The organism is Citrobacter sp. Cpo103, from assembly GCF_030332605.1.
Classification (GTDB): domain Bacteria; phylum Pseudomonadota; class Gammaproteobacteria; order Enterobacterales; family Enterobacteriaceae; genus Citrobacter; species Citrobacter portucalensis.
In genome coordinates this window covers 953,142-965,143 of the sequence record NZ_JAOWHO010000035.1, presented here as the reverse complement: position 1 = coordinate 965,143, position 12,002 = coordinate 953,142, and the positions used below count along the sequence as shown (strand labels likewise).

The window sequence follows — 12,002 nt, the reverse complement described above, 5'->3', positions numbered from 1 at the left end:
ATTTGTGAACACACATACCGCACTTTCCCGTTGGGTCATTTTTGTTCTGGCAATGGGCGCCGGATTCAGCGTGGCCGCTATCTACTACGCCCAGCCTCTTCTGCCTTTAATGGGTCAGGATCTGGCCTTAAGTCTCACCGGTATGGGGTTGGTCCCGACGCTGACCCAGGCGGGATATGCGTTAGGTATATTGTTTTTATTGCCATTAGGCGATCGTTATGACCGCCGTACATTAATCCTGCTGAAAAGCATCTCTCTTGCCGCGCTGCTGCTGGCCTGTAGCTTTACCGGTCAGTTGCATTCGCTATTACTGGTGAGCCTGCTGATGGGAATGGCGGCAACCATGGCACAAGATATTGTGCCTGCGGCGGCAATACTGGCGCCCGAAGGCAAGCAGGGAAAAACGGTGGGCACAGTGATGACGGGCCTTCTGTTGGGGATTTTACTCTCACGTACCGTCAGTGGACTGGTGGGCGAAGCGTTTGGCTGGCGCGAGATGTACCAACTCGCTGCCGTCAGTATTGCCGTAATTACCGCGATTATGTGGAAAGTACTGCCTCGCTTTACGGTCCATTCCACGTTGAGCTATCCATCATTAATGCTCTCAATGGCGCAACTTTGGCAACGATATTCCACCTTGCGCCGCGCAGCACTGGCACAAGGCTTTCTGTCCATTGCTTTTAGCGCCTTCTGGTCTACGCTGGCGGTGATGTTATCTGAGCATTACCACATGGGTAGCGCTATAGCGGGTGCTTTTGGTATCGCGGGAGCAGCCGGAGCGCTTGCCGCACCGATGGCGGGCCATCTTGCCGATAAAGTGGGTGCGGCAAAAGTGACGCAATTGGGTGCTTTGCTGGTAACGGTATCTTTCGCACTGATGTTTTTGTTACCCGCCCTGCCCGTTCAGGGGCAGTGGCTGCTCATCGCCCTTTCGGCTGTAGGTTTTGATCTCGGATTGCAATCCAGCCTGGTTGCCCACCAGAATCTGGTCTATAGCCTGGAGCCTCTGGCACGAGGACGACTGAACGCTCTGCTGTTTACGATGGTGTTTATCGGTATGGCGCTGGGTTCAGTTCTCGGAAGTCAGGTCTACGCCCTGGCAAATTGGGAAGGTGTCGTTGTGTTGGCTACCTTCAGCAGTGCAATTGCGTTGGTCATAAGACTGACGGGGAACCCGTCGCTTAGTAAGACGTCGGTTGCCTAAAAAAATGCCCGCTCCGGGGTGTTAAAGGAGCGGGCAGACAAACATACCCAGTTTCAAGATATGTTTCAAAACGAGGCGTTAACGATTGAGCTGGAACAACGACATTCCCTGCATATCGGTGAACGCTTTATAGGATGCCTGTAGCGCAGCCTGCTGCATGACATAAGACGAGATCGCGGCGTTCCAGTCAACATCCACCAGATTACTCATCTGCTGAGTTTGGCCTAATGCACGATCGGCGCCCAGTGAATCCAGCGAGCTTAGTTCACTCAGCTGCGTACCTAATTCTGCACGGACGCTCAAAACATTATTGAGTGAATTCTTTAAACCACGGTTGGTTTTATCAATGGCAGCAGCGGCGGTAGCTTTTGCAACGTCATCACCCGCAATAGGGGTTTTGAGCGCATCAATAGCGGTATCCAGCATTTTAAACAGGTTCTTTTCCTGAGTGCCGCCACCAGGTTCCGGTACAGCGTTGCTGGTCAGGTTGGCGAATACTTTATCGCCAGTATGACCAATCACCATGGTTCGGGAGGCATCGACCTGTTGGGTAACGTTTGTTGTACCGCCGCTGTAAGCGCCATCTGCCTGGGCAAACGGTGCGGATTCTGTTTTATATCCACCGAAAATATAGCGACCATTACCGTCGGTACTGTTTGCCAGGTTCATCAGCTGATCGCGGATCCCCTGTAGGTCGGTGGCCAGCGATGCACGGTCGTCATCACTTAACGTTCCGTTCCCGGCATAAACGATTTTTTCCTGTGCAGCCTGAATTGCCGTCGTCACCTGGCTCAGAACATTCTCTTCCAGCGACACCTTTTGCGTCGCGAATGAGCGTGCCAGCGTATATTGGCTGTTCTGCGCCTGAGCCTGAGAAAGTACCACGGCCTGCGAGGCGGCAATCGGATCGTCTGATGGGTTGATCACGCGTTTGCCCGTTGACATCTGCTCACCAAACTTCATCCATTCAGCCTGAGAGTTAGTGATGCCACGCATATTCTGCTGGTACATCATCTGGGTGCTGATACGCATTGTGTCCCTCTCCCTTAGCGGATATTAATCAGTGCATCAAACAACGCATTCGCGGTCTGCAGCACTTGAGCGTTAGCCAGGTAATACTGCTGAAAACGCTGTAAATTACCGTACTCTTCGTCGAGGTTAACGCCGGAAATAGACTGTTGCTGCCGGTAAAGCTGTGTCACCACGTTGTTCTGGGTGGTGGCGCTGGTTTTCAGCGTAGCGGTTTTGTTCCCGACATCGCTTACCAGCGTGGCATATGCATCGTTGAAGGTCTTATTGCCGACAGTCGCTTTGATTTGCAGATCTAACAGTTTCTGACCGTTACGGTTGTCGCTCTTGCCTTTATCGATGGTGGGGTCCGTATCATTTTTAGACACTTGAGCCATGGCGATTTTCGACTCATCGGTCACCATAACTTTCATATCAACGATAGCGTTACTCACGGGTTTTACAGTAAAACTGTCATTAGCTTTCGCGCCAGCATTAACGGTGATTTCCATCCCGTCAAAGGACATTTTTCCACCGGTAACGGTGGCTTTGAAACTGGTATTATCCGCCAGGCGAGTAACCTGCCAGTCCTTCCCATCAAAAACGATTTTATAATCTGTCGCCTGCACGGCGGAGCTGTCAGTGATCTTAGCGCTTAACGATCCTGTACCCGTATTTTTCGCGTTGTTGAAGACTTCCGGGCTGCCGATAGCAAAGAAATCCTTACCCTGATCGCCGTTGGCATCAAAACCTTCTTTATGCTGGGTGTTAAACGCATCGGCAAATGCAAGCGCCAGTTGGCCGAGGGTATTACGCGTCTGATCCAGCTCCTGAGAACGGAAGGTGAGCAGTCCGCCCAGTGAACCGGTATTCAGCAGTTTCTCCGGAATTTCAACAGCTCCGGCAACGCCATCAACGTAGGCCACAGTTGTACGATTAGGATCATCGCTGGAAGGCACTGCCGCCAGTTGACGTGCATTGCTACCCTGTACCAGCGAATAACCGTTCGCCATGGTCAGGTTGTAAGTGCCACCATCCTGAACGCTGACTTCAACACCGACAATCTGATTCAATTCACTGACCAGTTGATCGCGCTGGTCAAGCAGGTCGTTAGGAGACGCACCTGCGCCGACGCCTGTCATACGAGAAATCTGGTCGTTGAGGCTGGCAATTTGTTTCGAATAGTTGTTGATCTGATCAACGCTGGCTTTAATCGCGGTATTGACCTGCTTATCCTGATCGCGAAGATACTGGTCGGTCGTTTTAAACTGATTGACCAATCCATCAGCTTTACCGATTAGCGCCTGGCGTGCCGCCGGATCTTCGGCGTTGCTGACCAGCGTTTGCAGGCTGGTAAAAAAGTCCTGCATGGAGGTCGAAATAGAACTGGTTTTGCTGGAGAGCAGATTGTCGATTTTTGACATTTGCTCATAACGTGTCGTCAGACCGCTGCTCTGGTTCTGCGCTGCTCGCAACTGGTTAGTGATAAAGGAGTCATATTCACGTTGTACACCAGAAACATAGACACCATTGCCTACCCAGCCCCCCGCACCCAGCGTGCTGTTCGCTTGCGCCATAATTGTCGTCTGTCGGGTATATCCGGCAACGTTATAGCTGGAGATGTTGTTACTGGCAGTATTCAACGCGGCCTGCGCTGCGCTGAGTCCACTCATCGCGTTATTAATCAAGCTGGACATGGAGGTTCCTTGTAATCCTTCAATACTCGTTATTATCGGCAGCAGGTCGGTAGACTTGAGCTATTTAAAAGAGATTATCGATGTTCGTGCTGTAGGTTTTGCTCACTTTTTCACTCATCGATTTCAACTGCTGGATCATGCTGGTTAATTTTCGCGCATAGTTAGGGTCCGTGGCGTAACCCGCATTTTGCAATGCCTGCGCCCCTTGCTCGGCGGTCGCGGCAGCGGTCACTGCCGCATAGCGCGGGTTACGTGATATCAGACCGACATAATCCGACAACGCCTCAAGGTAAGAGCTATAGACGCGGAATCTGGCTTTCACCTTTTTCGCCTCACCGTTCTCATATTCAGTCGTGGTGATTTCAGTGGTTGGACCTTTCCAGCTTCCCGAAGCCTTCACGCCAAAAATGTTAAAGCTCGGCTCACCGTTCTCGCGGCGAATTTGTCGCTGCCCCCATCCGGATTCCAGCGCCGCCTGTGCCAGAATAAGATGATGCGGGACCCCGCTTTGCTGGCTGGCCAGCTTAGCCGGCAGCGATAGCTGGGCGAGGAAATCTTTGCTGTCACCTGACAGTGGCTCATCATTGCTTTCTGTCGCCCGAGGGATGGCTTTGCGGACCAGTTGCGTCAGTGCCTGATTTTGATAGCTGGTCACCGTTTCCAGTGAAAACTTCATCGGCACCTGCGGCGCGTCATCCGCAGGTTGCGCTTGCCCTTCAGTCATCTGCTTGACCATCATTTCAGCCAGCCCCAGACCTTTGCCTGCGGTCATTTGCTGCGCAATTTGTTGGTCATACATACTGGTATACAAGCGCGTTGAATCGCTGCTAAAGACGCCATCTTTCGGCAGCGCTTCACGCATGCTTTTCAGCATCATCTGCACGAACATCCCTTCAACCTGACGGGCGACCGGACGGATATTCGCCGCCGGGTCCTGACCCGCTTTCGCTTTCAGTTCGTTCAGTGATTGCGCATCCCAGGCAGCGCTGGTCAGCAGTTTGCTGTCACCAATCATTAGATGATTTCCAGTTTGGCGCGTAAGCAACCCGCGCTCTGCATCGATTGCAGAATGGACATCAGATCCATCGGCGTTGCCCCCAGCGCATTCAGCGCACGCACCACATTGTTCAGGTTGGCGCTGGAACGCACGCTTTGCAGTGAACCACCGCTTTGGCGCAGGTCAATCTGGGTTTGTGGCGTCACCACGGTTTGTCCACCGCCAAACGGTGTGTCCGGTTGGCTGACGTTCGCCTGGCGGTTCACCGTAATCGACAAGTTGCCTTGTGCCACGGCACAGCTATCCAGCGTCACTTCGCGGTTCATGACAACAGATCCGGTGCGCGAGTTGATAATCACTTTCGCATCCTGCGGCGTGACGTTCACCTCAATATTCTGGATATCAGCGAGGAAACGCACCTGCGAGCTGTTGCCGCTTGGCACGCGCACCTGAATGGTTCGGGCATCCAACGCCGTTGCGCTACCAAAGCCACGCGAGCGGTTGATGGTGTCGGTAATCTGCTGCGCCATCGTGAAATCTTCATTATTGAGCTGCAGATTAATGGTGTTACCACCGCCGAACTGGCTGGGTAATTCACGTTCGATAATCGCACCGTTGGTAATGCGTCCACCATTGAGCTGGTTAACCTGTACGCTACTACCACCTGCAGCCGCGCCCGCACCACCCACCAAAATATTCCCCTGAGCCAGCGCATATACCTGACTATCGACCCCTTTTAACGGGGTCATCAGCAGCGTACCGCCGCGCAGGCTTTTGGCATTCCCCATAGAGGAGACCACTACGTCGATGGTTTGTCCCTGACGACCAAATGCAGGAAATGACGCGGTAACCATCACCGCCGCCACGTTTTTCAGCTGCATATTGGTGCCAGTTGGCACGGTTATCCCCAACTGCGAAAGCATGTTATTGAGCGTTTGCGTCGTAAACGGCGTCTGTGTGGTCTGGTCACCCGTACCATCCAGACCGACTACCAGCCCATAACCTATCAACGAGTTTTCCCGCACGCCCTGAACGCTGGTCAGGTCACGAATACGGTCAGCATGCGCAAAGGTGGTTATCAGCACCAGTACCATTCCAACAAAAGATTTAAACACTGGGTACCTCGCTTACATCGGCGACAAGTTAAGGAAGAAACGCTGCAACCAGCCCATATTCTGCGCTTCATTGATGTAGCCGTTACCGACGTACTCAATACGCGCGTCCGCAACCTGGGTTGACGGTACGGAGTTGCTGCCACTGATGGTGCGCGGGTTTACAACCCCGGAGAAGCGGATGAATTCAGTGCCCTGATTTATAGCGATCTGTTTTTCACCCACGACATGTAAGTTGCCATTCACCAGTACCTGATCGACCGTTACGGTCAGCGTACCACTGAAGGTATTTCTGGCGTTCGCGCCGCCTTTACCGTTAAAGGAGTTACCGCCGGAGGCTTCTACGTCGGCACGTTCGTTACCGAACAATCCTTCCAGATAGCGCGGTACGGTATCAAAGCCAAAGTTTGTCTTGCCGTCGCGGCTGGCGTTCGCCGAAGAGCTTTTGCTCGCGCTGACGTTTTCCTGCAATACGATGGTCAGCGTATCGCCAATATTGCGTGGACGACGGTCTTCAAAGAGTGGCTGATAACCATAGTTAATCGGTTGTGCCGACTGGAAGATTGAGCCATTCGCCACCGGCGTTGGACCTGGAACGGGCTGGGCAGACGTTGCGCCCTGCACGAGCGGCGTGGCCGGGATCCAGGCACATCCTGTTAGTGAAACCACCAGCAGGGCTAAAATTGGGTATGGGTGAAGCGCGTATTTTCGCATTGCGGTCATCTTCAAAATCAGTGTGCCGGTGAGATTTTCACCCCACCGGGCTCCACTTTAGAGTTGCGTCAGTTTTTGCAGCATCTGATCGGTGGTCGATACCGCTTTACTGTTGATTTCGTAAGCGCGCTGAACCTGGATCATGTTTACCAGCTCTTCCGCCACGTTGACGTTAGAGGTTTCAACATAGCCCTGGTACAGCAGACCCGCGCCGTTCAGCCCTGGCGTGCTCTCATTCGGCGCACCGGATGACTGCGTTTCGGTGTACAGATTCTCACCAATGCTTTCCAGACCGGTATCGTTCATGAAGGTTGTCAGGTTAAGCTGCCCGACCTGAACAGGCGCCGCCTGCCCCTGTTGTGTCACGCTGACAATACCGTCGCGTCCAATGGTGATACTGAGCGAGTTAGCCGGAATAGTGATGGCAGGCTGAACCTGAAAACCACCCGCCGTCACCAACTGACCGTTCTGATCCACCTGGAAAGAACCGTCGCGGGTATAAGCGGACGTACCATCTGGCAACATGACCTGGAAAAAGCCCTGGCCTTTAATCGCCACATCTTTACTGTTGTTGGTCTGCGACAGGTTACCCTGGCTGTGTAAACGCTCGGTCGCAACCGGACGTACGCCGGTACCAATCTGCAAACCAGACGGCAGTGTGGTCTGCTCAGAAGACTGTGCACCAGGCTGACGAATCGTCTGGTACAACAGATCTTCAAATACGGCACGTTGGCGCTTAAATCCGTTGGTGCTGACGTTTGCCAGGTTGTTGGCAATCACATCCATGTTGGTTTGCTGCGCATCCAGGCCGGTTTTGGCGATCCATAATGAACTGATCATAAAATGTCCTGTATTAACTCATCGACAGCAGTTGGTTGGCGCGGCCCGCGTTATCATCCACGCTACTGATAATTTTCATCTGCATTTCAAAGCGGCGGGCGTTGGCGATCATGTCGCTCATCGCAGCAACCGGTTTAACGTTACTGCCTTCCAGCACGCCCGACATCACGCGAATGCTGGGGTCAGCCTGTAACGTTGCACCACGGGTAGCCTGTGCGGCCTGGGTCAGGCGGAACATACCGTCATCACCACGTTGCACTTCAAGCCCTGTTGCCTTCACCAGCTTCAGCCGCCCCACTGGCGCGACCGTATTAGCCGGATCGCCAGGGTTAAGTGCAGAAATTGTCCCGTCCGCCGCAATGGTGACTTCTGAACCTTCCGGTACGGCTATCGGTCCAGCTTCGCCAATTACCGGGTGTCCCTGGATAGTCAGTTCACCCGTAGGGCTTACCTGAATAGCGCCGTTGCGGGTATATCCTTCGCTACCGTCTGCGGTCTGCACAGCCAACCAACCATCCTGTTGCAGCGCCACATCCAGCGGGCGGGAGGTATAGTCCATCTGACCGGGCGTCATATCGGCCCCCGGCGTGGAGGCCACCACCAGCGTACGCGTCGGTAAAGACAATCCTTCTACAGGAACCGCGCGCAGCGCATTGAGCTGCGCACGAAACCCTGGCGTGGAGGCGTTTGCAAGGTTGCTGGCCGTCACCGCCTGTTGATTCAGCGTCTGACTGGCCGCGCCCATGGCGGTATAAATTGCGTGATCCATTAAGCTATCCCGTCAGGCGCTTAGCGCAGGTTGACCAGCGTGTTGAGGATCTGATCCTGGGTTTTGATGGTCTGCGCGTTCGACTGATAGTTACGCTGGGCGACAATCATATTCACCAGTTCTTTACTCAAATCCACGTTTGACGCTTCCAGCGCGCCGTTGGTCAGCTTGCCGAAGTTACCTTCGCCTGCAGTCCCCAGTAGCGCCACGCCGGAAGACTGAGTCGCCGCCCAGACGTTGTCGCCCTGAGACGCCAGACCTTCGTTGTTGGCAAAGTTTGCCAGCACGATCTGCCCCAGAACCTGTTGCTGTTCGTTGGAGTAGTTACCGACCACCGTACCGTCATTATTAATCTGGTAGCTCACCAGATCGCCCGGCTTGTAGCCGTTCTGATTCGTGGCGACGATGTTGTTGGCACCGGTGTTCTGCTGCATGGAGTTCAGGAAGCTCAGGGAGAAGGTGGCTTCAGTTGCGCCATTAATCTTCCCAGTTGCGATGTTGATATCCTTTGGCCAGACGTCTGGAGCCGTCGGTGGCAGCTCAGTTGCCGTGGCGCTCATGCCTAAAAACACACCATTTTTATCAAAACGCATAAACCCGGCTGATTTTTCAGGATCGCCGGTTGAAGCATCTTGAGTGAAGACTTCCCAAGAGTTGCTCTCCTTATTCTTGACATAAAAAATGTTCATGTCATGGGCGTTACCCTGGCTATCGAAAACGGTAACGCTGCCTTTTTTGTTGTAGGAATCGGCATCGCTTGGGTTAAACGGGGTCTTGGTAGGGACCTTGTCAGTGGAGTTCAGGTTGACCTGCATTGACGCAGTGGTGGTGGATTTAGCCGCCATCAGCGTATTCGGGATAGTGATCGGTGCCGGGTTCGCACCCTGCTGAACTGTTGGCGGTGTACCGGTAGCCGGATAGCCCGTCAGCTGCAGCCCCTGCATGTTAACGATATTGCGGTTTTCATCGAGTTTGAACTGACCGTTACGGCTGTAGAAAACGGAACCGTTGCTGTCTACCATACGGAAAAAACCGTTCTGGCTGATAGCAACATCCAGACCACGTCCGGTGTTGGTGGTCGTACCGTCGGTAAAGTCCTGAGTAATACCCGCAACTTTAACGCCCAAACCGACTTTCGAACCGGCAAACATATCGGCAAAAGATGCCGTGCCAGATTTAAAACCGTAGGTGGCGGAGTTGGCGATGTTGTTACCAATGACATCGAGGTTGGTCGCTGCAGCGTTCAGACCGCTGACCGCTTGAGAAAAGGCCATGACTTACTCCTGATAAGTGTGAAGGCTTAAATTATCTGCCGTACTTCGTCGAGGGTGGTGGTTCCATAGGTGCCCAGATCCAGCGTATTACCGCCGTTACTGCGAATAACGCCCTGCACCAGCGCAAACTGAAGCGGCTGGGCCACCAGTTGCGTTCCGCCATTACTGGCAGCAATTGACACGTTGTAAGAACCGCTTGGTGCATCCGTGCCATCGGTCATGGTGCCGTCCCAGGTAAAGGTATGAACGCCTGCTTTCAACCCGCCAATGTCAATGGTGCGCACCACTTTGCCGTCTTTATCGGTAATGGTTGCGGTAACCTTATCTGCCGGTTGCTGCAGCTCAACGCCAAATGGTGTTGTCGTGGTTTTGGCACCTTCTTCTGTCCCTTTACCGGTCAGGATGGTGGTACCCGGGATCATGACCCCGTGGCCAATCAGCGTACTGGCCTGCAGCGACTGACTGTTGTCGATCTGCCCGGAGATTGACCCTAACGTGGTGTTCAGCTTCTCAATCCCGCTCACGGTACTGATTTGCGCCAACTGGGTAGTCAGTTCGTTGTTTTGCAGCGGGTTGGTAGGGTCCTGGTTTTTCAGTTGTGCAACCAGCAGCGTAAGAAAGCTGCTTTGCAGGTCAGCGGCGTTGCTGCCCGTCAGTGAGCTATTCCCCGTGGCGGCATTAACCCCCGTCGTGCTCGGGTCATTCATTTTTACAGCAATAGACATGTGCGCCTCCTTTACTGGCCTAGCGTCAACGTTTTAAGCATCAAGCTTTTCACGGTGTTGAGCACTTCGACGTTTGCCTGGTAGCTACGTGAGGCAGACATGGTGTTGACCATCTCGCCAACAACGTCCACATTCGGCATTTTCACGTAGCCATTCGCATCGGCCAGCGGATTACCGGGTTCATAAACCAGCTTATCCGGCGCCTGGCTTTCAATGACGTCAGCGACTTTTACGCCGCCGGTTGCTGCGCCTGGCGCGGCATCTACCTGAAAAACAACCTGCTTCGCGCGATACGGCTGACCGTCGGGTCCGCTGACGCTATCCGCATTCGCCATGTTGCTGGCCGCCACGTTCAGACGCTTAGACTGAGCCGTCAGCGCAGAGCCTGCGATATCAAAAATATTTAACAGCGCCACGAATTAGTTCCCTCCTTGCAGCACGTTCATCATGCCTTTGATTTGTCCACCCAGCGCGGTCAGCCCCATTTGATACTTGAGGCTGTTGTCTGCAAATTGCGTGCGCTCCCGGTCCATATCTACCGTGTTGCCATCAAGAGATGGCTGGTCAGGAATACGGTAGAGCAGCTCCGTAGACGGCGCAGAAACGGTCTGGGCCGGAATGTGTTGTGCAGAGGTCAGCGTCAATGAAACGCCGCCGGTTTCTTCCCGTCCTCGCACCATGACTTTTTTTAATTCACTGGCGAAATCCAGGTCGCGCGCCTGATACCCCGGCGTATCGGCATTGGCAATGTTGGCCGCCAATATTTCCTGGCGTTGGGCGCGCAAATTCAGCGCTTCCTGTTGAAAACGTAAGGCGGCGTCGAGCTTATCGAGCATATCTCCTCCGCAAATGACAAAATTCAGCCGACAGCTTAAATCCCATTACGCGCGCGTTATCGCCGGAATAAACGCAAAATGCGTCGCTATTTGTTGCGTTGATGACTGCGTCACACAGGTAAAATCCTGCCACTACCTGAAAAAGCGCGAGGTTTTGATGCAAACGTTTAAACGTGGAATAGTCGTGGCAGCATTGCTGTTCAGCCCTATGACGCTGGCACAAGACCTGAATTCGCAGCTAACGGCATGGTTTTCCCAGCGCCTGGCCGGATTTAGCGATGAGGTGGTGGTCACTATCCGAACGTCACCTAACTTACTGCCGAGCTGTGAGCAACCAGCATTAAGCGTGTCAGGTAGCGCAAAACTGTGGGGTAATGTGAATGTGCTGGCTCGCTGTGCCAACGAAAAACGTTATCTGCAGGTGAACGTGCAGGCGACGGGAAACTACGTTGTTGCCGCTGCGTCCGTAGCGCGAGGTAGCACCCTGACCCCGGCCAGCGTAACGCTGAAACGTGGTCGACTGGACCAACTACCGCCGCGCGCGGTGCTGGATATGAGTCAGGTGCAGGATGCAGTGAGCCTGCGCGATCTGGTGCCGGGCCAACCGATACAGCTTTCGATGTTGCGCCAGGCATGGCGGATCAAGGCCGGTCAGCGCGTACTGGTTATTGCCAACGGAGATGGCTTTCGGGTCAATGCCGAAGGTAAAGCGCTGAACAACGCCGCTGTCGCACAGAATGCGCGAGTGCGGATGATTTCAGGCCAGGTGGTGAGCGGCGTCGTCGATTCTGATGGGAATATTCTTATTAACCTATAATAGGTTAAA

The 12,002-nt window shown here is 53.7% G+C and carries 13 protein-coding genes; 2 read left to right on the top strand and 11 right to left on the bottom strand.

What is annotated here, in order from left to right:
- The first annotated feature begins 4 nt into the window (after positions 1 to 4).
- Positions 5 to 1,204: an MFS transporter gene (locus OGX89_RS21120; protein ID WP_100272646.1), complete on the top strand. Its 1,200-nt coding sequence runs from the start codon at positions 5 to 7 to the stop codon at positions 1,202 to 1,204.
- 78 nt (positions 1,205 to 1,282) lie between these two features.
- On the opposite strand, the gene flgL is transcribed toward OGX89_RS21120, so the two are convergent.
- The 11 genes from flgL to flgB form a co-directional block, all read right to left on the bottom strand.
- Positions 1,283 to 2,236: a flagellar hook-associated protein FlgL gene (flgL, locus tag OGX89_RS21115; protein ID WP_032942958.1), complete on the bottom strand. Its 954-nt coding sequence runs from the start codon at positions 2,234 to 2,236 to the stop codon at positions 1,283 to 1,285.
- 14 nt (positions 2,237 to 2,250) lie between these two features.
- Positions 2,251 to 3,909, bottom strand: a complete 1,659-nt coding sequence (flgK, locus tag OGX89_RS21110) for a flagellar hook-associated protein FlgK (RefSeq protein ID WP_286561051.1) — start codon at positions 3,907 to 3,909, stop codon at positions 2,251 to 2,253.
- 64 nt (positions 3,910 to 3,973) lie between these two features.
- Positions 3,974 to 4,924 carry a flagellar assembly peptidoglycan hydrolase FlgJ gene (gene flgJ / locus OGX89_RS21105; protein ID WP_016152632.1) on the bottom strand — a complete coding sequence of 317 codons (951 nt, stop codon included), beginning with the start codon at positions 4,922 to 4,924 and terminating at the stop codon, positions 3,974 to 3,976.
- The gene (locus OGX89_RS21100) at positions 4,924 to 6,000 is read right to left on the bottom strand and encodes a flagellar basal body P-ring protein FlgI (protein ID WP_032934416.1); all 1,077 of its coding nucleotides are present in this window, start codon (positions 5,998 to 6,000) and stop codon (positions 4,924 to 4,926) included. The genes flgJ and OGX89_RS21100 overlap by 1 nt, the downstream gene beginning before the upstream one ends.
- 33 nt (positions 6,001 to 6,033) lie before the next feature.
- Positions 6,034 to 6,732 carry a flagellar basal body L-ring protein FlgH gene (locus tag OGX89_RS21095; protein WP_032934415.1) on the bottom strand — a complete coding sequence of 233 codons (699 nt, stop codon included), beginning with the start codon at positions 6,730 to 6,732 and terminating at the stop codon, positions 6,034 to 6,036.
- A gap of 57 nt (positions 6,733 to 6,789) precedes the next feature.
- Positions 6,790 to 7,572 (bottom strand): flagellar basal-body rod protein FlgG, encoded by a 783-nt coding sequence (gene flgG, locus OGX89_RS21090; RefSeq protein ID WP_003036202.1) that lies wholly within the window; start codon positions 7,570 to 7,572, stop codon positions 6,790 to 6,792.
- 13 nt (positions 7,573 to 7,585) lie between these two features.
- Positions 7,586 to 8,341 carry a flagellar basal body rod protein FlgF gene (locus OGX89_RS21085; protein WP_003832161.1) on the bottom strand — a complete coding sequence of 252 codons (756 nt, stop codon included), beginning with the start codon at positions 8,339 to 8,341 and terminating at the stop codon, positions 7,586 to 7,588.
- Positions 8,342 to 8,361: 20 nt separating this feature from the next.
- The gene (gene flgE / locus OGX89_RS21080; protein WP_126955971.1) at positions 8,362 to 9,615 is read right to left on the bottom strand and encodes a flagellar hook protein FlgE; all 1,254 of its coding nucleotides are present in this window, start codon (positions 9,613 to 9,615) and stop codon (positions 8,362 to 8,364) included.
- Positions 9,616 to 9,641: 26 nt separating this feature from the next.
- Positions 9,642 to 10,340 (bottom strand): flagellar hook assembly protein FlgD, encoded by a 699-nt coding sequence (gene flgD, locus OGX89_RS21075; RefSeq protein WP_003832158.1) that lies wholly within the window; start codon positions 10,338 to 10,340, stop codon positions 9,642 to 9,644.
- Between the two features lie 11 nt (positions 10,341 to 10,351).
- Positions 10,352 to 10,756, bottom strand: coding sequence for a flagellar basal body rod protein FlgC (gene flgC, locus OGX89_RS21070; protein ID WP_003036191.1), 405 nt, complete (start codon positions 10,754 to 10,756; stop codon positions 10,352 to 10,354).
- A 3-nt stretch (positions 10,757 to 10,759) separates the two neighbouring features.
- Positions 10,760 to 11,176: a flagellar basal body rod protein FlgB gene (flgB, locus tag OGX89_RS21065; protein WP_003036189.1), complete on the bottom strand. Its 417-nt coding sequence runs from the start codon at positions 11,174 to 11,176 to the stop codon at positions 10,760 to 10,762.
- Between the two features lie 157 nt (positions 11,177 to 11,333).
- On the opposite strand from flgB, the gene flgA reads away from it, so the two are divergent.
- Positions 11,334 to 11,993 carry a flagellar basal body P-ring formation chaperone FlgA gene (gene flgA, locus OGX89_RS21060; RefSeq protein ID WP_003832155.1) on the top strand — a complete coding sequence of 220 codons (660 nt, stop codon included), beginning with the start codon at positions 11,334 to 11,336 and terminating at the stop codon, positions 11,991 to 11,993.
- Positions 11,994 to 12,002: the final 9 nt, after the last annotated feature.